The organism is Aeromonas sp. 96A (assembly GCF_051919165.1).
GTDB classification, from domain to species: Bacteria; Pseudomonadota; Gammaproteobacteria; order Enterobacterales; family Aeromonadaceae; genus Aeromonas; species Aeromonas veronii.
Genome location: NZ_JBQBFE010000001.1, coordinates 94,972 through 116,731, shown reverse-complemented (window position 1 = coordinate 116,731; position 21,760 = coordinate 94,972). Strand labels below are relative to the sequence as shown.

At 58.8% G+C, this 21,760-nt stretch carries 16 protein-coding genes; 9 read left to right on the top strand and 7 right to left on the bottom strand.

Annotation, left to right across the window (positions count from 1 at the left end):
• The first annotated feature begins 12 nt into the window (after positions 1 to 12).
• The 3 genes from ACTG2W_RS00540 (at position 13) to ACTG2W_RS00530 (ending at position 4,650) form a co-directional block, all read left to right on the top strand.
• Complete coding sequence (locus ACTG2W_RS00540) at positions 13 to 774, top strand: substrate-binding periplasmic protein (protein ID WP_106843775.1); 762 nt, start codon at positions 13 to 15, stop codon at positions 772 to 774.
• A gap of 52 nt (positions 775 to 826) precedes the next feature.
• Positions 827 to 3,829 (top strand): DUF748 domain-containing protein, encoded by a 3,003-nt coding sequence (locus ACTG2W_RS00535; RefSeq protein ID WP_106843774.1) that lies wholly within the window; start codon positions 827 to 829, stop codon positions 3,827 to 3,829.
• Between the two features lie 224 nt (positions 3,830 to 4,053).
• Positions 4,054 to 4,650: an acetate uptake transporter gene (locus ACTG2W_RS00530; RefSeq protein ID WP_005336948.1), complete on the top strand. Its 597-nt coding sequence runs from the start codon at positions 4,054 to 4,056 to the stop codon at positions 4,648 to 4,650.
• Between the two features lie 81 nt (positions 4,651 to 4,731).
• On the opposite strand, the gene ACTG2W_RS00525 is transcribed toward ACTG2W_RS00530, so the two are convergent.
• Together ACTG2W_RS00525 and ACTG2W_RS00520 are read right to left on the bottom strand one after the other, a co-directional pair.
• Entirely contained in the window at positions 4,732 to 5,496 is a 765-nt protein-coding gene (locus ACTG2W_RS00525; protein WP_307896860.1) for a zinc-dependent peptidase, read from the bottom strand.
• Between the two features lie 76 nt (positions 5,497 to 5,572).
• Positions 5,573 to 6,010: a GNAT family N-acetyltransferase gene (locus tag ACTG2W_RS00520; RefSeq protein WP_019445255.1), complete on the bottom strand. Its 438-nt coding sequence runs from the start codon at positions 6,008 to 6,010 to the stop codon at positions 5,573 to 5,575.
• A gap of 348 nt (positions 6,011 to 6,358) precedes the next feature.
• Between ACTG2W_RS00520 and ACTG2W_RS00515 the strand changes: the two genes are divergently transcribed.
• A complete protein-coding gene (locus ACTG2W_RS00515; protein WP_005360093.1) occupies positions 6,359 to 7,858 on the top strand; it encodes an alanine/glycine:cation symporter family protein in 1,500 nt (499 codons plus the stop codon).
• 70 nt (positions 7,859 to 7,928) lie between these two features.
• Here ACTG2W_RS00515 and ACTG2W_RS00510 read toward each other — a convergent pair whose 3' ends face one another.
• Positions 7,929 to 8,735, bottom strand: a complete 807-nt coding sequence (locus ACTG2W_RS00510) for a crotonase/enoyl-CoA hydratase family protein (protein ID WP_106843771.1) — start codon at positions 8,733 to 8,735, stop codon at positions 7,929 to 7,931.
• A 168-nt stretch (positions 8,736 to 8,903) separates the two neighbouring features.
• On the opposite strand from ACTG2W_RS00510, the gene ACTG2W_RS00505 reads away from it, so the two are divergent.
• The 5 genes from ACTG2W_RS00505 to ACTG2W_RS00485 all read left to right on the top strand — a co-directional run bounded on the left by ACTG2W_RS00505 (position 8,904) and on the right by ACTG2W_RS00485 (position 15,146).
• Positions 8,904 to 10,676 carry a DUF294 nucleotidyltransferase-like domain-containing protein gene (locus ACTG2W_RS00505; protein WP_106843770.1) on the top strand — a complete coding sequence of 591 codons (1,773 nt, stop codon included), beginning with the start codon at positions 8,904 to 8,906 and terminating at the stop codon, positions 10,674 to 10,676.
• Positions 10,677 to 10,678: 2 nt separating this feature from the next.
• Positions 10,679 to 11,305, top strand: coding sequence for a 3'-5' exonuclease (locus tag ACTG2W_RS00500; protein WP_106843769.1), 627 nt, complete (start codon positions 10,679 to 10,681; stop codon positions 11,303 to 11,305).
• Between the two features lie 105 nt (positions 11,306 to 11,410).
• On the top strand, positions 11,411 to 11,722 hold the full coding sequence (locus ACTG2W_RS00495) for a DUF485 domain-containing protein (protein WP_005336970.1): 312 nt from the start codon (positions 11,411 to 11,413) through the stop codon (positions 11,720 to 11,722).
• A gap of 11 nt (positions 11,723 to 11,733) precedes the next feature.
• Positions 11,734 to 13,386, top strand: coding sequence for a cation acetate symporter (locus tag ACTG2W_RS00490; protein WP_026035062.1), 1,653 nt, complete (start codon positions 11,734 to 11,736; stop codon positions 13,384 to 13,386).
• 167 nt (positions 13,387 to 13,553) lie between these two features.
• The gene (locus tag ACTG2W_RS00485; RefSeq protein ID WP_005336974.1) at positions 13,554 to 15,146 is read left to right on the top strand and encodes an ABC-F family ATPase; all 1,593 of its coding nucleotides are present in this window, start codon (positions 13,554 to 13,556) and stop codon (positions 15,144 to 15,146) included.
• Between the two features lie 250 nt (positions 15,147 to 15,396).
• On the opposite strand, the gene ppiD is transcribed toward ACTG2W_RS00485, so the two are convergent.
• From ppiD to clpX, 4 genes are all read right to left on the bottom strand, one after another.
• Entirely contained in the window at positions 15,397 to 17,310 is a 1,914-nt protein-coding gene (gene ppiD / locus ACTG2W_RS00480) for a peptidylprolyl isomerase (protein ID WP_181281640.1), read from the bottom strand.
• 150 nt (positions 17,311 to 17,460) lie between these two features.
• Positions 17,461 to 17,733 (bottom strand): nucleoid-associated protein HU-beta, encoded by a 273-nt coding sequence (gene hupB, locus ACTG2W_RS00475; protein ID WP_005315375.1) that lies wholly within the window; start codon positions 17,731 to 17,733, stop codon positions 17,461 to 17,463.
• A gap of 240 nt (positions 17,734 to 17,973) precedes the next feature.
• On the bottom strand, positions 17,974 to 20,328 hold the full coding sequence (gene lon, locus ACTG2W_RS00470; RefSeq protein ID WP_106843768.1) for an endopeptidase La: 2,355 nt from the start codon (positions 20,326 to 20,328) through the stop codon (positions 17,974 to 17,976).
• 141 nt (positions 20,329 to 20,469) lie between these two features.
• The gene (gene clpX, locus ACTG2W_RS00465; RefSeq protein ID WP_005336977.1) at positions 20,470 to 21,744 is read right to left on the bottom strand and encodes an ATP-dependent protease ATP-binding subunit ClpX; all 1,275 of its coding nucleotides are present in this window, start codon (positions 21,742 to 21,744) and stop codon (positions 20,470 to 20,472) included.
• Positions 21,745 to 21,760 lie beyond the last annotated feature (16 nt).

Sequence of the window (21,760 nt, the reverse complement as noted above, 5' to 3'; positions counted from 1 at the left end):
CCTGGGGATCCCATGAGATATTGGTGCTGGTTTTTGCTCTTGTTCAGCCTCTCTGGCTGGAGCCATCCCCTCATCAAGGTTGGTGGATACCCCTATGCCCCCTTTGTGGTCAAACTCCCCGATTCCCGCTATGAAGGACTGACGCTGGATCTTATCGACCAGCTCAATGCCGTACAGAAAGAGGTGACCTTCGTCTTTGTCCCTACCTCGGCCGCCAACCGTTACAAGGCGCTCGATCTGGGCCGTTTCTCGCTGATGCTGTTTGAAGACACCAAGTGGGGCTGGGACACCGATAAATTCAAGATGACAACCCCCTTCCTCGGTGGTGGCGAGGTCTATGTGGCCCTGAACAAAGCGGGCCGGGATCAGCGCTTTTTTGACGATCCTGCCAGCCATCACCTCATCGGGGTGACCGGCTATCACTACGGCGTCGGCCAGTTCAATGCCGATCCTCTCTACCTGCAGCGCAAGCTCAATATCACCCTGGTCAAAGACAACGTCAGCGCCCTGCAAGCGCTACTCAAAGGGCGCGGCGAGGTAGCCATTCTCAACGTTTCGTACCTTAACCAGTATCTGCAGGCCAATCCCGACACAGCCGACCAGCTGCTGATCTCGCAAAAATGGGATCAACAGTATCAACACCGCGCCATCCTTCACCCTGAGGCCCCCATTACCCCTGCCCAGCTGGAACAGTGGCTGGCAGTGCTGCAACAAAAGGGTGAACTGGATCGCCTTTGGACAAAGTACGGCGTACAACAGCACGCAACCCCATGATTACTATCCAGCTTTTCTGTACCATGGCGGGAACCAAATGGGAGTGCACCAAATGAATACCACCGAGCCCGCGTCCCCCAAGCTCCGCTTGCTGCGCTACCTTGCCTACGCTTTCCTGCTGCTTCTTATCCTGATGACCCTGCTGCTGTGGCAAACCCCCCGTCTGGTCCAGCGCTATCTGCCCGGCTGGCTGGCTGAGCACTATGGCCTGCAACTGACGCTGGGAGAGATTGACGTAGGGCTGCGCAACCCTTCTCTCACCCTCGGCGCGACTGCCCTGCTCGATGCCAAGCAGCAGCCCATCATCCGTTTTGAGCAGCTCTTTATCACCCCCGACCTGCAAGCCAGCTGGCAGCAGAAAGGGGTCGTGCTTTCCGCCGTCACCCTGACCAAACCCATGGTGCTGCTGCAACGGCTGACAGACAAAAAAGGGGATGTTCGACTCAATCTGACCGATGCGCTGGCCACCCTGCTCACCCCTGCGCCCTCCCCCGAGCCCGAAACAGCCAGCGCCCCGCTGCTGGTCGATATTGCCAGCGTCAATGTCACTGACGGGCATGTGCGCTATCAGGATCAGCGCAAGGAGAGCGAACCCGGCTGGTTGCCGCCCCTCAATCTGGAAAAAGTGACCCTCAAGCTCGATAACCTGCGCACCGAGGCAAATCACCCGACCGCCTATCAGCTGAACGCCGCCATCAACGGCAAAAGCAGCCTCGCTGCCCACGGCAAACTCGATGTGATGAGCGGCATGGGTCAGGGTAAGGTGAGCCTCAAGCAGGTCGACCTGAAACCCTTCGCCCCGCTCTGGGCACCCTATCTCAAGCTGGATCTGGCCAAGGGCCACGCCAATGCAGAGCTGGAGTACCAGCTTAAAGAGGGCAAGCAAGGGGTACTGTGGCAATTGTCCAAAGGCAAGCTGACGCTGGACAACTGGCAGCTTAAAAAACACAAGGGCGACGAATTTGCCCGCTTCGGCCAGTTGGCCCTTAGCGAGCTGGCGGTCGATGGCCAGAAACAGTCGCTCCAGATCGGCAAGGTGACCCTGCAACAGCCCCTGCTCAAGGCCACCCTCAACCCACAGCAGGAGCTTGATCTGGCTGACTTGCTGATTGAACAGGCTCCCGCCAAGCCCGTCAAAGGGGCCCACGCCGCAAACGAGGTGGCCAACAATGCGGCGCCCAAGTCGGCACAACAAGCAAAGACAGCCGGTAACAGCAAGAAGCACGGGGCAGACAAACCCTGGCAGTGGCAGATCAAGCAGATCCTTATCGACAAGGGCGATCTCACTCTCACCGAATCGAGCAGCGGCAAACCGCAGGCACGCCAGCTCTCCGGCCTCAAGCTGGCATTGGGGCCACTGGGCAGCAAGGGGGAGCAACCGAGCAAACTGACTCTGGCCACCCAGTTCAACCAGAGCAGCCCCCTCGCCTTTGATGGCCACCTGACCCTGACTCCTTTCACCTTAAGCGGCGACATCAACCAGCAGGGGCTGCCCCTGACGCTGGCACAGCCCTATCTGGCCGATCTGGTACGCATTAAGGTGCAAAACGGGCTGCTGAGCAGCAAGACCCGCCTTGATCTCGCCACCACCGCCCAGGGAGATCTCAGCAAACTGACCCTGCAGGGGGGGCTCGATATCAACGGGCTCAAGGTGGTCGATCGGGCAGACAATCAGCGGCTGCTGGAGTTCAACACCCTGGCTCTCACCGGTCTGACGTACGACGGCATCAGCCAGCAGATGCGGATCAAGGACATTGCTCTGAACAAGCCCTTCGCCCGCATCGAGATCAACGAAGATGGCACCACCAACCTGCAACAGCTGCTGTTGCCGCAACCGGCGGCAACCAAAAGTACTCACGCGACGGCAGGCAGCAAGGCTCCCGACTTTCGTTTCACCATCGACCAGCTGCGCACCGAGCAGGGCAACCTGCGCTTTGCTGATCGCAGTCTGAGTCAGGATTTTGTGGCCGATATCGCCTCGCTGGGCGGCCAGAGCCGCCATATCAGCAATATTCCGGGGCAACGCTCCGATCTCGCCTTCAACGGCAAGGTGGATCGCTATGCGCCGGTGACCATTCGCGGCGGTACCAACCTGCTGGTCGCCAACCCTATCCTCGACATCGCGGTCGCTTTCCACAATCTGGAGCTCACCACCTTTACCCCCTACTCGGGCACCTATGCCGGTTATGCCATCGACAAGGGGCAGCTCTCCATGAAACTGCACTACAAGCTGGAGGGCAATCGGCTGGAGGGGGATAACGACATCACCATCAAGAAGCTGCAACTGGGCGAGAAGATCAAGAGCGATCAGGCCAAGGATCTGCCGCTGGGGCTGGCCATCGCCCTGCTAAGCGATGCCAACGGGGTGATACAGATGAACCTCAAGGTGAAGGGCGATCTCGATCAACCGGACTTCAGCATCGGCAATATTTTCTGGGATGTGCTGGGCAACACTCTGAGCAAGGCGATCACCTCCCCCTTCTCCCTGCTCGCCTCGCTGGCCGATGGCACCGAAGATCTCGACGAACTTCCCTTCCTGCTGGGGGATCCCGATCTCACCCCCACACAGCAGGAGAAACTGGTCAAGCTGGCGCAGGCCCTCAAGGATAGACCCAAGCTCAGCATGAACATTCGCGGCAAGGTCAACTTCAACGAGGAGCGCCCCATCCTGCAACGGCAAAAACTGGAGCGGGTACTGGCCAAGCTCACCGGCAATCAGGCGGATCTCGACCTGCTGGAACAGGACCCCGCCCTGCAAGAGGCGCTGGCCCAAGCCTATGAAGAGCGCTTTGGCGAAGATCTGGATGATCTGGCCGATCGCCTCCATCTGGATGAAGAGAGCGCAGCACTGCGGGCCCAGGCGGTGATCCTGCTGCGGGATCAGCAGCTCATCACCGCCAAATCCCTGCGCAATCTCGCCATGCGCCGGGCGCAAAATACCAAGGAGTTTCTGGTCGACAGCCAGGGGATCGCCCCGGAGCGGCTGTTCGTGCTCGACAGCCAGGTCAAGGAAGAGGACAAGGAAGCCAAAGTGATCCTGACACTGGATCAGTAAGGCCGCCGCACTGCGCAAAAGCGTAAGAAAAATACAACCCCTCAACTATTTTGACACCTTTTGCTCACCAAACAGCCTGTCTTGGTGAGCATTTGGCCTCTGATGCAAATAATCACGTAGTTTTTTTACGATTTATCCCCCTTGCCCCCTTGCGGGCGCGCCACAGCCTGCCTAAAATCGCGCGTCTTTTGTTAACCCCCACCTCTATTTTTGGAGAACGCCACGTGAGCGAAAAATTGGCCAACCCTGCCCCTCTGGGTCTGATGGGTTTCGGTATGACCACCATCCTGCTGAACATCCATAACGCAGGTTTCTTCCCCATCAGCGCCATGATCCTGGCCATGGGCCTGTGCTACGGCGGCATCGCCCAGATCATTGCTGGCATCATGGAGTACAAGCGTGGCAACACCTTCGGTGTGACCGCGTTCACCTCCTACGGCCTGTTCTGGCTGAGCCTGGTGTTCCTGCTGATCATGCCGACCATGGGTCTGGCCGAAGCCACTCCGCACGCCTACATGGGTTGGTATCTGCTGATGTGGGGCATGTTCACCCTGTTCATGCTGGTTGGCACCATCAACTACCCGCGCGCCAAGCAGTTCGTGTTCGCCTCCCTGACCGTGCTGTTCTTCCTGCTGGCCGCCCGTGACTTCACCGGCAGCACCCTGATCGGCACCATCGCCGGTTTCGAAGGCATCATCTGTGGCGCCAGCGCCATCTACCTGGCCATGGCCACCGTGATCAACGAGCAGTTCGGCCGCACCGTGATGCCGATCGGCGATCACAAGAAAGCCGCCGCCGTACAGCTGAAAGCCGCTGCCTGATAGGCAAGCCACTCAGATTGTGAAAAAGGCACCCTCGGGTGCCTTTTTGCTATCTCGAATAACCATTCAACCGATCGGTTATCAGCTAAGTGACCCGGCGTCCACCTCCCCCGCCAGCAAGCGGGTCGCGGGAAAACGCTGCGCGGGATCCTGGCTAAAGAACTGGCTCAGTTGCCGGTATACCGCGGGATAGACCTGCTGCAGCCGCAGCGGATCAGTAAAGAAGCACTCGCAGCTGACGGCAAAAAACTCCGCGGGATGTTCGGCAGCATAGGGATCGATATCGGTCACTTCGTCCCGATCAAGCTGCTGGCACAGCGTATCGAAGGCGCTCTGAAATGCCTGTTGCCACAGCAGGCTGCTCATCTGCCCCGGCAACGGCGGCGCGCCGTCCGCCTCACCGCCCAGCATGTCGAGCTTGTGAGCCAGCTCGTGGATCACCAGATTAAAGCCGTCCCAGTCACCATCCTGCTGCAGTTCGCTCCAGGCCAGCACCAGCGGCCCTTGCGGCCAGGATTCACCAGCGTTCTCCTCTTCAAACTCGCTCACCAGCCCGAACTCATCCTGCACCTCCTGACGCCGGGTGACGGGTTCGGGAATGATGATGATTTCGTGAAAGCCGCGATACCAGTCGATACCGAGATGAAGAATGGGCAACGCCGCCTGTAGCGCCAGCACCGCCTGTTGGCGTGGGCTGAGCTCGACCCCGATCAGGGTCAGGGTCTTGCGCTTGAGCAGCTGTTGCCCCAAGCCGATAAGCGTTGTCTGCTCGGTGTCGCTGAGCCCTTGCAAGATGGGCACTGCCGCCAGCGCCTGACGCCACAGCGCCAACTCATCCTCACTCATGGGCGTTTGCGGGCGACCACCCAGCCATTTGAACCATCCCAGCACGCCTACTCCTTCTTTTGATGCAAACAACAGGTCACAACAGTTTGACGAACCGTTTCGGCCGCTCCTGATAATCCTGCGCCAGATAGAAACGGTGGGCCGCCTCGCGCTTGAGGCTGCTGGATAGCTCCAGCTGGGCGCAACCTGCGGCCCGCGCCATCGCTTCTGCTCCTTTGAGCAAGGCTGCGCCCACTCCCGCCCCTCTTGCCCCTTCATCGACAACCAGCGCCGAGATCAGGCCCCAAGCTGGTGCAACATGCAGCGGTGCCAGCTTGTGCCACACCAGCACGCCAACCACCTTGTCGGCCAGGGATGCGAGCAGCACAACGCTCGCGGGATCCGGCGCCAACAGGCGCGCCGTCACGTCAGCGCCTTCGGCAGGATACCCCAATTGGGTGAACAGGTGGGCGATGGCGCTCCCGTCGTCGGCCTCGGGGGGACGGATCGTCAACGTCTCAGGGTCATTTTTCATTGTTGGCCTCATGTTTGCTTTCCATTGTGTTACGCCCGTCACATTGTCCGGCGCAGATCAACAAGGAGGATCTCATCTTTACTCATAGAAAACGCTGCCTGCCATTATCCCCCCACCCTTGTCAATTCACAAATTTGCAACAAGGCAACATTTTTCGCTGGGAAGCACCGATACAACTCGATATGTTACAAGCCATGCATGGCGCGTGTTTGCGCTCTGCTTAACCCCTCAACCTCGCGCTCATTTGTTAACTGGATTGTTAACAAACAGGGCCGAAAACAGTGACAGAGAGCGAGGCCAAGATCTCGCCAAGACAGCGCCACAAACACAACAAAGGAGTTGTTGTACATGAATGAAATCGTCAATGCCATCAATGGTGTAATCTGGAGCCCTGCGCTCATCTACCTGTGTCTGGGGGTCGGTCTTTACTTCTCCCTGCGCACCCGTTTTTTGCAACTGCGTCATATCAAAGAGATGGTGCGCCTGATGTTTGATGGCAAGAGCACCGATGCCGGTGTCTCCTCCTTCCAGGCGCTGGCCATGACCCTGGCTGGTCGCGTTGGTACCGGTAACATCGCCGGTGTGGCCACCGCCATCACCTTCGGTGGCCCGGGCGCCCTGTTCTGGATGTGGATGGTTGCCTTCCTCGGCGCCAGCTCTGCTTTCGTGGAGTCCACCCTAGGTCAGGTTTACAAAGAGAAGATCAACGGTGAATACCGCGGCGGCCCGGCCTTCTACATCGAGAAAGGGCTTGGCATGAAGTGGTACGCCTGGACCTTTGCCATCGCTACCGTCTTCGCCTGCGGCGTGCTGCTGCCGGGCGTGCAGGCCAACTCCATCGGTTCCAGCCTGCAGACCGCCTTTAATATCGATCCGAACGTCACCGCCGCCGGTCTGGCGCTGCTGCTCGGCTTTATTATCTTCGGCGGCGTCAAGCGTATCGCCAGCTTCGCCAGTACCGTGGTGCCCTTTATGGCGCTGGGCTACATCATCGTGGCTTGCGTCATCATCGCCCTGAATATCGGCCAGCTGCCGGGCGTGATCCTGCTGATCTGGAAGAGCGCCTTCGGTCTGGATGCCGGTTTCGGTGCCATTCTGGGTCTGGCCATCATGTGGGGGGTAAAACGCGGGGTCTACTCCAACGAAGCCGGTCAGGGTACCGGGCCGCACGCCTCCTCTGCGGCGGCAGTGAGTCACCCGGCCAAGCAGGGTTTGGTTCAGGCGTTCTCCGTCTATATCGACACCCTGTTCGTCTGCTCCGCCACCGGCTTTATGCTGCTGATCACCGGGCTCTATAACGTACAAGGGCCGGACGGCGCCGCTATCTACACAGGTATTGCCGGTATCGCAGCAGGCCCGGGCTATGTGCAGACCGCTATGGAGAGCATGATGCCGGGCTTTGGCAGCATTTTCGTGGCCATCGCGCTGTTCTTCTTCGCGTTCACCACCATCGTTGCCTACTACTACATCGCCGAAACCAACATCGCCTACATCAACCGCAAGATAAATCGCCCCTGGCTCACCTTCTTGCTGAAGATTGCGCTGATGGCTGCCACCGTCTACGGCACCGTCAAGACGGCGGATCTGGCGTGGGGCATGGGTGATATCGGGGTTGGCCTGATGGCATGGCTCAACATCATCGCCATCCTGCTGCTGCAAAAGACCGCCTTCACCTGTTTGAAGGATTATGAAGCGCAGCAGGCACAAGGTATTGACCCCGTATTCCACCCGGAGAAGCTCGGCATCAAGAACGCCGATTACTGGGTGGGCAAGCGATCCGAAGAGAACCTTGAGCGGGAGAAATCGGGCCATCAGTTCGAACCGGATCAGGATCGCAAGACCTCCTGAACCAGAACGACATAAAACATCAATAGAAATGGCAGCCTCGGCTGCCATTTCTTTTTCCTGTCACCTCATCTCAGAGCGGATTGCGGCGCGGCCCGAAGGGCAGCCGCCAGCGAAACAGGCTGTTAAGGGTGGCCCGCCACTGATTGGGTCGCCCCAGGATCTGCTTTTGCAGGCGGGTCTCCTCTTTGAGCATGGCTTCATCGCTGCGGGCCCAGGCCTGGCTGTAGAGCTGCTTGATCCCCGCCAGGGCATCGGGCGACTTGGTGATGAGGGTGCGGGCAAACTCCCGCGCCTCCACCAGCGGATCGGCGCAGACCCGGCTCACCAGCCCGAGGGATTTGGCCTCGACGGCATCGAGCTCACGCCCGCTCATGGCCAGCTCCATGGCGGTATCCAGCCCCATCAGGTTGCGCATGGTGACACTGCCACTCATGTCGGGAATGATCCCCCACTTGATCTCCATCACCGAGAAGCGGCAATCGGGGGTGCTGAAGCGAAAATCAGCGCCGAGCGCAATCTGCAGACCACCGCCAAAACAGACCCCCTGGGTGACTGCAATCACCGGCATCGGCAGCTGGTGCCAACCATAGGCAACCCGCTGGGCCAGATTGGTCGCCTCGTCCGCTTCACGCTTGAGAATATCGAGCGCCGCCACCGGCTGTCTCAGCATGGATTTCACATCCAGCCCAGCGCAGAAGGCCCGCCCCTCGCCGTGCAGGATCACCGCCCGCAGCCCCTTGTGCCGGGCGAGTTGCGTCAGCGTCTCGTCGATGGCGCTGAACATGGCGCGGTCCAGCGAATTAAGTTTGTCCCCCCGCGTCAGCATCACTTCGGCAATCCCGTCGTGGATCTCGCACTTGACCCTTGGTTTTTCCATCTCCCTTGTCCTCTCCTTGATCCCTGAAACTGACTCACTGGTCATACCACCAAGTTATCAGAGTGTGAACAGGCGGTACAGCTGAGACTAAAGTCGGCTGGTCGCCTCCCCCTCCCTTTGTCACACTGGGAGCTGCATGAGTGCCGCAAGCCAGCAGAGGACGCTGTCATGTCAACCCTGTTCAATTTTGCCAGACCACCGTTCGACCGACTGGGCGAGGAGGCGCGCGAGCGGCTCTCCCGTCACCTTTCGCTCTGCTATTTTCGGGCCGGGGATCTGCTGCTAAAAGAGGGGGACGAGCCTCCCGGCCTCTATCTCATCATCAAGGGGGCGGTGGAAGAGTCGGCCCCTCACCACCAGTTTGGTGATTACGGGGTCGATGACCTGTTCGATGTGCGCGCCCAGTTTGATGGCCGCTGCCGCCACCGCTTCACCGCGCTGGAAGATAGCCTCTGTCAGCTCATTCCTCGCCACACCTTTCTTTCGCTCTGTGAGCAGGATCCGCAGTTTGCCAGCTACTTCACCGCCAATCTGGCCGAGCGTCAGCGCCAGCAAGAGCAGCGCGAACAGCTGGGTCAGAAGAATCTGGCGGAATTTATCCTGACCCGCATCGAACCCGGCCACCTGCAGGCACCGCTTATCGTCGACAGCAAGCTGTCACTGCTGGCGGCGACCGAAGCCATGGTGAGCAAGGGAACCGATTGCCTGCTCTACCCGGCCCACGACGGCTCCCTCACGCTGGCAACCCGCAAGACCTTGCTCCACGCCCTGACCCTCAAGGGATTGCCGCTGACGGCGCCCCTCTCGGTGCTGACCCCCACGCCCCTGATTGGTCTGCCGCTGGAGAGTTATCTGTTTGATGCCCTGCTGCTGATGACCCGCCATCGCATCAAGCGACTGGTGGTGTGGCGCGGCAACGAGGTGGCGGGGATCCTGCAACTGACTCAGGTGCTGGGGCTCTTCTCTACCCACTCCCACGTGCTGACCCTGCGCATTGCCCGCGCCGACAGCCTGCCGGCACTGGAGGCGGTGGCCCGCGAACAGCAACAATTGACCCGCTCCCTGTTTGCCCAGGGGATCCACACCGCCTTTTTGATGAAGCTCATCGCCACCATCAACGAGCAGCTGATCGCCAAAGCCTTTGCGCTGGTGATCCCCCCCGAGGTGCAGGATAAGGTCTGCCTGCTGATGCTGGGCTCGGAGGGGCGCGGCGAGCAGATCCTCAAAACAGATCAGGACAACGCCCTGATCCTGCCAGATGGGCTAGCATGGCCAACCCAGGCAGCCGCTCTCGCCGAATTCAGCGCCCTGCTGGAACGCCTCGGCTACCCGCTGTGCCCCGGGCAAGTGATGGTGAACAATCCGGCCTGGGTGAAAACGGGCAGCGAGTGGCAAAGCGCCATTGCCAGCGCCTGCACCACGGCAAAGGAGGATGAGCTGCTCTGGCTCGCCACCTTGGCCGATGCTCACCCCATCGCGGGGGATCGACAGCTCCATCTGCCGGTTGCCAGAGCGCTGCGCGAACAGTTGGCGGACAGACGGGATCTGCTGGCGGAGATGGTGCGACCGGCAGTGGCCTTCCATGCCCCGCTAACCCTCTTTGGCAGGCTGGAGCAGCCACCGGAAGGGCTGGATCTGAAGCGGGGCGGCCTGTTTCCGCTGGTGCACGGCATCCGGATGCTGGCCCTTGAGGCAGGCATTCTGGAGACCTCAACCCTGGGGCGTATCGATGCGCTGGTGGCCGCCGATCGGCTCAGTGCCGACTATGGCAGCAATCTGGCGGAGGCGTTCCGGCTCTTTATCCGGCTGAGGCTGCGCAGCCAGCTCAAGGGGGGCAATAGTCGGGTGCAGACAAGCGAGCGGGATCTGCTGCGTCAGGCGCTGCATCAGGTGAAGAAGTTCCAGCAGTGGCTCACCTTGCACTTTCGTCTGAGACAATAGACATGTTGAGCCGCGCTCGACGCTACTGGTATGGCCATGCGTTCCGAACGGGCGAGTTCGCGCCGCTCTTTGCCACCCCACCGAAAGATGAACGGATCGCCCTCGATTTCGAGACCACCAGTCTCGATCCCGAGCAGGCCGAGATCGTCTCCATCGGGGCGGTGCGCATTCAGGGTAACCGGCTGCTGACCGGCGAGGCCCTCGCCATCAAGGTACAGCCACCGGCCAGCCTGACCAGCCAATCGGTGGTGATCCACGGTCTGCGCCATCAGGATCTGCAACAGGGGATGGAGCTGGAAGCCGCGCTGCGCCTGCTACTCGACTTTATCGGCCCCCGTGAACTGGTGGGCTATCACATCGCCTACGACCTGCGCATTCTCAATCTCGCCTGCCAGAAATTGTGGGGATTGACCCTGCCCCAGCGAGGGATCGAGGTAAGCCAGCTTTATCATGACCACCTCTATCGCCGCTATCCCGATGCGGCCATCAACCTGCGTTTAAGTTCCATCTGCAGCCACCTTGAACTGCCATCCCTGCCCGCCCACGATGCCCTTGCCGATGCCACCACGGCCGCGCTCATCTATCTGCGCCTGACCTGCGGCTCGCCGCTGGCTTATCCCAAAGTCTAATTGTCGACAAATAACATTTAATTCACATTTTGCTTACATGAGCGGATTGCCTGCTCGTCGGGGTTACCCCATCCACCGCTGACACTCATGTCATGGAGAACTGCAATGGAACAGCAAAGCTATCTGAGGATCCAGCAAGATCCCAACTTCCAGGAGCTGGTCGCCAAGCGCCAGCGTTTTGCCTGGGCCCTCTCGGCTCTGATGCTGGGACTCTACCTGGCGTTTATTCTGCTCATCGCCTTTGCCCCCGGTTGGCTCGGCACCCCGCTCAGCGACAGCACCACCGTCACCCGTGGCATTCCGGTCGGGGTGGGACTGATCCTCTCCTCCTTCGTATTGACCGGCATCTATGTGTTTCGGGCCAACGGCGAGTTTGACGAGCTGAATCAGAAGATCCTCAAGGGAGTGCAGTCATGAGCGCAAAAAGCATGAAAGGCAAATGGCTGCTGTTGGCCTCACTGGCCTCCTCCCCCCTGCTGGCAGCGGATGCGCTGACCGGCGAAGTACAACGCCAACCTCTCAATGTGTCGGCCATCGTGATGTTCGTGGTCTTTGTGGCCGCTACCCTGTTCATCACCTACTGGGCCTCCAAGCGCAACCGCTCGGCTTCCGACTACTATGCGGCCGGTGGCCGTATCACCGGCTTCCAGAATGGTCTGGCCATCGCCGGTGACTATATGTCCGCCGCCTCCTTCCTCGGGATCTCCGCGCTGGTCTACACCTCCGGCTACGATGGCCTGATTTACTCCATCGGTTTTCTGGTGGGCTGGCCCATCATTCTGTTCCTGATCGCCGAGCGGCTGCGCAACCTTGGCAAATATACCTTTGCCGATGTCGCCTCCTATCGTCTCAAACAGACTGAAGTGCGCACCCTCTCCGCCTGCGGTTCGCTGGTGGTGGTCGCCCTCTACCTGATTGCCCAGATGGTCGGTGCCGGCAAACTGATCGAGCTGCTGTTTGGCCTGCAATACCATGTGGCCGTGGTGCTGGTCGGTATCCTGATGGTGCTCTACGTGCTGTTTGGCGGCATGCTGGCCACTACCTGGGTGCAGATCATCAAGGCAGTGATGCTGCTCTCCGGTGCCAGCTTCATGGCCATCATGGTCATGAAATCGGTCAACTTCGATATCGGTGCCCTGTTTAGCGAAGCGGTCAAGGTGCACGAGAAAGGGATCGCCATCATGAGTCCGGGTGGCCTGGTTGCTGACCCCATCTCCGCCATCTCGCTCGGTCTGGCATTGATGTTCGGTACCGCCGGTCTGCCCCATATCCTGATGCGTTTCTTCACCGTGAGCGATGCCAAAGAGGCGCGTAAATCGGTGTTCTACGCCACCGGCTTTATCGGCTACTTCTACATTCTCACCTTCATCATCGGCTTTGGCGCCATCTTGCTGGTGAGCACCAACCCGGCCTTCAAGGACGCCACCGGCGCCCTGCTGGGCGGCACCAACATGGCGGCAGTCCATCTGGCCAATGCGGTCGGTGGCAGCCTGTTCCTCGGCTTCATCTCCGCCGTGGCATTTGCCACCATTCTGGCGGTAGTTGCCGGATTGACCCTGGCCGGTGCCTCTGCGGTCTCCCATGACCTCTATGCCAGCGTGTTGAAGAAGGGCAAGGCTAACGAGACCGATGAACTGCGCGTCTCCAAAATGACGACTCTGGTGCTGGGTGTGGTTGCCATTGGTCTGGGGATCCTGTTCGAGAAGCAGAACATCGCCTTCATGGTGGGTCTGGCCTTCTCCATCGCCGCCAGCTGCAACTTCCCGGTGCTGTTCCTCTCCATGTTCTGGTCACGCCTGACCACCCGTGGCGCCGTCTACGGTGGCTGGCTGGGGCTGGTGAGCGCAGTGACCCTGATGATCCTGGGTCCGACCGTGTGGGTGAAAGTGTTGGGCCATGCCCAGGCCATCTTCCCCTACGAATACCCTGCCCTCTTCTCCATGGGGTTGGCCTTCGTCGGGATCTGGTTCTTCTCCATCACCGACAGCTCCCAGAACGCCGCCGACGAACATGCCAAGTTCCTGCCGCAGTTCGTTCGCTCCCAGACCGGGCTGGGTGCCTCTGGCGCCACCTCCCACTAACAGATCAAGTTCATACTTCCAAGCCGGCCTCGCGCCGGCTTTTTTTATTGCCCATCAATCGGCTGCACGCCCCGCTTGCCCCGATCAAGATCACACTTCTCGCTAAAACTTTCAGGGGATCTGTGCCATAATGCGCGCCATTTGACAGACCAATCGGGACACATACCTTGTTAAGTAGCAACAACATCACCATGCAGTTCGGCGCCAAGCCGCTGTTTGAGAACATCAACGTCAAGTTTGGCGGCGGCAACCGCTATGGCCTTATCGGCGCCAACGGCTGTGGCAAGTCCACCTTTATGAAGATCCTCGGCGGTGATCTGGAGCCCACTGGCGGTAATGTAAGCCTGGACGTCAACGAGCGCATCGGTAAGCTGCGTCAGGATCAGTTCGCCTACGAAGATATGCGCGTACTGGACGTGGTCATGATGGGTCACACCGAGCTGTGGGCGGCCATCGCCGAGCGCGATGCCATCTACGCCAACCTCGAAGCGACCGACGACGACTACATGAAGGCCGCCGAGCTGGAAGGTCTGGTCGCCGAGTATGACGGCTATACCGCCGAGTCCCGCGCAGGCGAACTGCTGCTGGGTGCCGGTATTCCCATCGAGCAGCACAACGGTCCAATGAGCGAAGTGGCCCCAGGCTGGAAACTGCGGGTGCTGCTGGCACAGGCGCTGTTCTCCAACCCTGACATCCTGCTGCTGGACGAACCGACCAACAACCTGGATATCAACACCATTCGCTGGCTGGAACAGGTGCTCAACGAACGTGAAAGCACCATGATCATCATCTCTCACGACCGTCACTTCCTGAACTCCGTCTGTACCCACATGGCGGATCTGGACTACGGCGAGCTGCGCGTTTATCCGGGCAACTACGATGACTACATGCTGGCCGCCACTCAGGCGCGCGAGCGTCTGCTGGCCGACAACGCCAAGAAGAAAGCCCAGATCGCCGATCTGCAATCCTTCGTCTCCCGTTTCAGTGCCAACGCCTCCAAGTCCAGCCAGGCGACCTCCCGCCTCAAGCAGATCGACAAGATCAAGATTGAGGAAGTGAAGGTCTCCAGCCGTCAGAACCCCTTCATCCGCTTCGAGCAGGAGAAGAAGCTCTACCGCAACATTCTGGAGATCGAAGGCCTGTCCAAAGGTTATGGTGAGGCGCCCCTGTTCAAGGGCCTCAACATGATGCTGGAAGTGGGTGAGAAGGTCGCCATTCTGGGTACCAACGGTATCGGTAAATCGACTCTGATCAAGACGCTGGTCGGGGATCTGGCACCGGATACCGGTACCATCAAGTGGTCCGAGAACGCCCAGATCGGTTACTACGCTCAGGATCACGCCGAAGATTTCGACACCGACCTCAACGTGTTCGACTGGATGGCCCAGTGGAAACAGGATAACGAAGACGAGCAGGCTGTGCGCTCCGTATTGGGTCGTCTGCTCTTCTCCCAGGACGACATCAAGAAGCCGGTTAAGGTGCTCTCCGGTGGTGAACAGGGCCGCATGCTGTTCGGCAAGCTGATGATGCAGCGCCCCAACATCCTGATCATGGATGAGCCGACCAACCACCTGGACATGGAATCTATCGAATCCTTGAACCTGGCACTCGAGATGTACAAGGGCACCCTGATCTTCGTCTCCCACGACCGCGAATTCGTCTCCTCTCTGGCGACCCGCATTCTGGAGCTGAGCGAAGATGGTATCCGCGACTTCGGCGGCACCTACGAGGATTACCTGCGCACCCAGGGCGTGGTATAACCCCGCACCTGCGCAAGTGCGCAATGCAAAACCGGCACTCAGGTGCCGGTTTTTTTATATCCCGTTTTTAGACGACTGAGATGGCGTATAACCGCGGTGTGACTACACGCCACAGAACAGAGCACAGGGCACAGGGCACAGGGCACAGGGCACAGGGCACAGGGCACAGAGCTTGAGTCTCCTCCTCTTGCCTACAGATAAAAAAACGGCTCCATCAAGGAGCCGTTTTCAATGGATTGCGCAGTGCCGATTACTCGACAGTCGCTTCCACACTGGTGAAGTACTCGATCTTGGCCGCTTTGCGCAGCTCGTCGATCAGAGACTTGTAATCCACTTGGGCTTTGCCCTGACCCAGCTGAGCTTGCAGCATGGCGGCCATGCCGGATGCGGCGGCAGGTACGTTGACCTTGTCCAGCGCAACCACAACGCGGTCACCATTGGTCTCGGCAACCAGAGCCACACTCGGCTTGCCGTCGATCGGATGGGGCAGCGTGAACGCCTGAGCAATCAGGTTCTGATCCAGCTCGCGATCGAAGCGGGCAACCCCTTTGTGGGTCTCCACTTTCAGACCGAGTGCAGTCAGATCGGCGGTGATGCTCTCACCGACTTTCAGCTTGTCCAGCAGGCCCTGGGCCTTGCCACGGGCCACTTCGCTAGCCTTGTCATGCTTGATGGCGGCAATCACCTGCTCTTTCACCTCAGCCAGCGGCTTGACCGCTTTGGGCTTGTGACCAGTGATGTGCAGCACCAGCGCCTTGCCGTCAGCCAGCTCGATCACGTCGGAGTTGGTGTTGTCATCGCGCAGCTGTTCGGAAAACGCCACGGAGAGCACCTTGGGATCGTTCAGCGGAGCCGGAGCAGTCGCCTGGGTGAAGAAATCGGAAGATTGAACCTTCATCCCCATGGCATCAGCGGTCAGATCCAGCGAGTCCGGGTTTTCGAAGCTGTTGTCAGCCATCTTCTGCTGCTCGGCGAAGAACTTCTCCTTGGCCTTGTCAGCTTGCAGACGAGTGATGGTCTCTTCTTTCACATCGGCAAACGGCTTGGTCTGGGCTGCTTCAACCCCCAGCAGCTTGATGATGTGGAAACCGAACGGGCTCTTCACCACGCCGGAGAGATCGCCAGCCTTGTTCAGGGCGAACGCGGCTTTCTCGAAGGCCGGATCCATCACCCCTTTCTCGAACCAGTCCAGCTCGCCGCCTTTTTGGGCAGAGAAGGTATCGGAAGAGTCCGCCTTGGCCAGCGCAGCGAAATCATCACCCGCCTTGGCTTTGGCCAGCACGGCTTCTGCTTTCTGCTCGGCCGCTTTCTCATCCTTGCCAAACGGGATAAGGATGTGAGCCACGTGGCGACGCTCGGCACGCTGGAACAGATCCTGGTGCTGATCGTAGTAATCCTGGGCATCCTGCTCGGTGACCTTGATATCCTTGGCGAGGTTGGCAGCGTCCAGCAGCAGATAGTCGACCTTGACCTGCTCGTCGTTCATGAAACGGGCGCCATTGGTCTTGTAGTACTGCTCCAGCTCGTTGTCGGAGACCTGAACGTCAGCCATGTAGTTGGCGGCAGCCAGACGCACCAGACGCAGATCGCGAGTCTGGTTGTAGAGCTTGTCGAGCTGCTCCGCTTCGCCCTTGAGGGAGAATTCGGTGCCCAGCAGGGCGCTCATCAACTGTTGACGCACCATGTCCTGACGCAGGGAGTCACGGAACATTTCAGGAGTCATGCCGGCACGACGGATCAGCTGCAGATAGCGGTCATTGTTGAACTTGCCATTCTCGGCAAACTCCGGCATGGCCACGATGGCTTGCTTGATCTGTTCATCGCTGATGCGCAGACCCAGTTCACGGGCCTTGCTGTCCAGCAGAGCCTGATCGATCAGCCGATCCAGCACACCGCGACGGAACTGTTTCATGTAATCGGGGTTCGCGGCCAGCTGGCTGAATGCCTCTCCCATCTGGGATTCCATGCGGGCGCGCTCGTTACGGTAGGCATTTTCCAGTGCCGCAGCACTGATCTCGGTGCCATTGACGGTGGCGGGGGCGGTACGGGCCGGGCCGTTCAGGTAACTACCTACACCAGCCAAGGCAAAGGAGAGGATGATCAGACCCAAGATAACCTTGGCTACCTTGCCCTGCGCCCCTTCGCGTAGTTTATCCAACATCATGTTTGTACTTATGCTCCCGAACTCGATGGGCGTAAACAATAAAAAGGCGCACCGATTGCGATGCGCCTTGGTCAATCAGTATGAGAGAAGACTCTCTAACTTGTCTGGTCTGCGACCAAGGACGGTAGCCGACGGATATCAGCGACCGACTTAGTTAACAGCGTCTTTCAGGGCCTTACCGGCTTTGAAGGCAGGAACTTTACCAGCAGCGATTTCGATGGTCGCGCCAGTCTGCGGGTTACGGCCTGAACGGGCAGCACGCTCGCGTACAGCGAAAGTACCGAAACCAACCAGAGCAACCTGGTCACCCTCTTTCAGCGCTTCACCAACAGCATCAATGAAGGCATCCAACGCACGGCCAGCGGCAGCTTTGGAGATATCGGCACCGTCTGCAATCTTGTCAATCAGTTGAGATTTATTCACTCTTATATTCCCCTTTTATCAAACACCGCTGCGGCGCTGATTTCCCTGGCCACAACAAGTGGAGGTTTTATAGCAAGCCTCCTGATCAGTTGCAAGTGACAATCTGGCGCAAACCCGCGCCACACAACGCATTGCGACTCATCACGAGTACCCGATCGGTGGTCAAGGCTACTTCCGTTATCGGGCGCATGCAAGCCTTAACCACCCGCCGAATGCGCCAAATTTGCGGCGCATCAACATTTACACGACAGAAACGCGCTCAAACCCCTGTGGATTGTCCTGCAACGCCAGTTCCAGCACCTCGTCAATCCAGCGAACCGGATAAATTTCAAGGTCTTGTTTGACGTTTGCCGGGATCTCCTCAAGGTCACGCTCGTTCTCTTTCGGAATAAGCACTCGCTTGATGCCGCCACGATGGGCTGCCAGCAACTTCTCCTTGAGACCACCGATGGGCAGCACTTCGCCGCGCAGGGTGATCTCCCCTGTCATCGCCACATCAGCACGAACCGGATTACCGGTCAAGCTGGAGACCAGGGCGGTACACATGGCGATACCGGCGCTCGGACCATCTTTCGGGGTTGCCCCTTCCGGTACGTGCACGTGGATATCGCGCTTCTCGTAGAAGTCGGCGTTGATGCGCAGCTTCTCGGCACGGGCTCGTACGACCGTCATGGCCGCCTGGATGGACTCCTGCATCACGTCACCAAGGGAACCGGTATAAGTGAGCTTGCCCTTGCCCGGCATGTTGGTGGTCTCGATGGTGAGCAGGTCGCCCCCCACTTCGGTCCACGCCAGACCACATACCTGACCAATCTGATTCTGGTCGGTCGCCTTGCCGTAATCGAAACGCTGCACCCCGAGGAACTCCTTGAGGTTGGCCTGATTGACCTGAACATGCTTGATGCTCTTGTCCAGCAGGATGCGCTTGACCGCCTTGCGACAAATCTTGGAGATCTCGCGCTCCAGACTCCGCACCCCCGCCTCGCGGGTGTAGTAGCGGATCACTCCGACCAGGGCAGAATCTTCGATGGTGATCTCGGACTCTTTCAGGCCGTTGCGCTGGATCTGCTTGGCAACCAGATGCTGCTTGGCAATGTTGAGCTTCTCATCTTCGGTGTAACCGGAGAGGCGGATCACTTCCATCCGGTCCAGCAAGGGGCCCGGGATGTTCATGGAGTTGGAGGTAGCCACGAACATAACGTCCGACAGGTCATAATCCACTTCCAGATAGTGATCGTTGAAGCTGTTGTTCTGCTCCGGATCCAGCACTTCCAGCAAGGCGGATGCGGGATCGCCGCGCATGTCCGAGCTCATCTTGTCGATCTCGTCGAGCAGGAACAGCGGGTTCTTCACGCCGACTTTCGCCATCTTCTGGATAAGTTTGCCGGGCATGGAACCGATATAGGTACGGCGGTGACCGCGGATCTCCGCTTCGTCACGCACCCCACCCAGAGCCATCCGCACATATTTGCGGCCTGTCGCCTTGGCGATGGATTGGCCCAGCGAGGTCTTGCCCACACCGGGAGGCCCAACCAGACAGAGGATGGGGCCCTTGAGCTTGTTCACCCGCGCCTGTACCGCCAGATATTCGAGGATGCGATCCTTGACCTTCTCTAGGCCATAGTGATCGGCATCCAGCACCTCTTGCGCCTTGCCAAGGTCTTTCTTGACCTTGGATCGCGCCTTCCACGGCACCTGTACCATCCAGTCCACATAGCTGCGAACCACGGTAGCCTCGGCGGACATGGGAGACATCATCTTCAGCTTGGCAAGCTCGGCCTGGGCCTTTTCACGGGCATCTTCCGGCATGCCAGCCTCTTCAATCTTGCGATTGAGGGCTTCAAACTCATCCGGGCTATCTTCCAGCTCACCCAGCTCTTTCTGGATGGCCTTCATCTGCTCGTTGAGGTAATACTCGCGCTGGCTCTTCTCCATCTGCTTCTTGACGCGAGTACGGATGCGCTTCTCGACCTGCAGCAGGTCAATTTCCGACTCCATCATCGCCATCAGGAATTCGATGCGCTCGGAGACCGAGACAATCTCCAGCACCTTCTGCTTGTCTTCCAGCTTGAGCGGCATGTGGGCCGCCATGGTGTCAGCCAGACGCGCAGCATCGTCGATCGCCGAGATCGAGGTCAGTACCTCGGGCGGGATCTTCTTGTTGAGCTTGATATAGCCTTCAAACTGGCCGATGGCGGAGCGAACCAGTACTTCCTGATCCTTCTCCTCAATGGCTTGGGAGGGGATGTACTGGGCCTCGCAGACAAAGAAATCCTTGTCGTCGATCATCCGCTCCAGGCGGGCACGCTGTCCCCCCTCTACCAGCACCTTGACGGTGCCGTCCGGCAGCTTGAGCATCTGCAGAATATTGGCCACTGTCCCGACGGTGAAGATCTCCTCCACCGTTGGCTCATCGGTTGACGCATCCTTCTGGGCCACCAGCAGAACTTTCTTGTCCTGCTCCATGGCCGCTTCCAGACAGCGAATGGATTTTTCCCGCCCCACAAAGAGTGGAATGACCATGTGGGGATAAACCACCACGTCACGAAGAGGCAGGACGGGAATCTCGATGCGTTCTGAACGCTCTAGGTTCATATATGTCCTCTCGGCTTGTTATACCGTTGGCAAAGCGCTTGGCTGAGTATATGGGGGCGCTGAGATGAGATTCAATCGCCGAAACCGTAAAAAGCATGAAAGGGGCAAAAAGCCCCTTCCATTTGATTAAAAATCAGACATTTACTCTGATGCAGCAGCCTGAGTTTCGGGATTTTCGTAAATCATCAAGGGCGCAGAGTCCCCTTTGATCACGGTCTCGTCGATCACCACCTTGCTGACCCCTTCCAGAGAAGGCAGGTCATACATGGTATCCAGCAGCACGGCTTCCACGATGGAACGCAGACCACGAGCACCGGTTTTACGCTCCATCGCCTTGCGGGCAATGGCGTTGAGCGCATCGTCACGGAACTCCAGCTCAACCCCTTCCAGATCGAACAACGCAGCGTACTGTTTGGTCAGCGCGTTTTTCGGCTCTTTCAGGATCTGGATAAGCGCGGATTCGTCCAGCTCGGTCAGGGTCGCGACCACCGGCAGACGGCCGATGAACTCGGGGATCAGACCATACTTGATCAGATCTTCCGGCTCTACCTTGGCGAAGGTCTCGCTCAGGGTGGCCTTGGCATCCTTGGATTTCACCTCGGCGCCAAAACCGATACCGGTTCCCTTCACGGAACGCTGCTCGATCACCTTGTCCAGACCGGCAAAGGCACCGCCACAGATGAAGAGGATCTTGGAGGTATCAACCTGCAAGAACTCCTGCTGCGGATGCTTGCGACCACCTTGCGGCGGCACGGAAGCGATGGTCCCTTCGATCAGCTTGAGCAGTGCCTGCTGTACCCCTTCCCCGGAGACATCGCGGGTGATGGAGGGGTTGTCCGACTTGCGGGAGATCTTGTCGATCTCGTCGATGTAGACGATGCCACGCTGAGCCTTTTCTACGTCGTAGTCGCACTTTTGCAGCAGCTTCTGGATGATGTTCTCCACGTCCTCGCCCACATAACCGGCTTCGGTCAGGGTGGTCGCATCGGCCATGGTGAACGGCACATCCAGCAGACGAGCCAGAGTCTCGGCCAGCAGGGTTTTACCGCTACCGGTCGGGCCAATCAGCAGGATGTTGGATTTGCCGAGCTCAACACCACTGTTTTCGCCGCTGTTGCGCAGACGCTTGTAGTGGTTGTAGACGGCTACAGCCAACACCTTCTTGGCGTACTCCTGCCCGATCACATAGTCATCGAGATGAGCGCGGATCTGATGAGGGGTCGGCAGCTCGTTACCATCGCGCTTGGGAGAGATCTCGCGGATCTCTTCGCGGATGATGTCGTTGCACAGCTCGACGCACTCATCACATATGTAGACGGAAGGGCCAGCGATCAGCTTGCGCACTTCATGCTGGCTTTTGCCGCAAAAAGAGCAGTAGAGCAGCTTATCACCCTCACCCTTGCGTTTCTCTGTCATTCAGCAACCTCGTTTT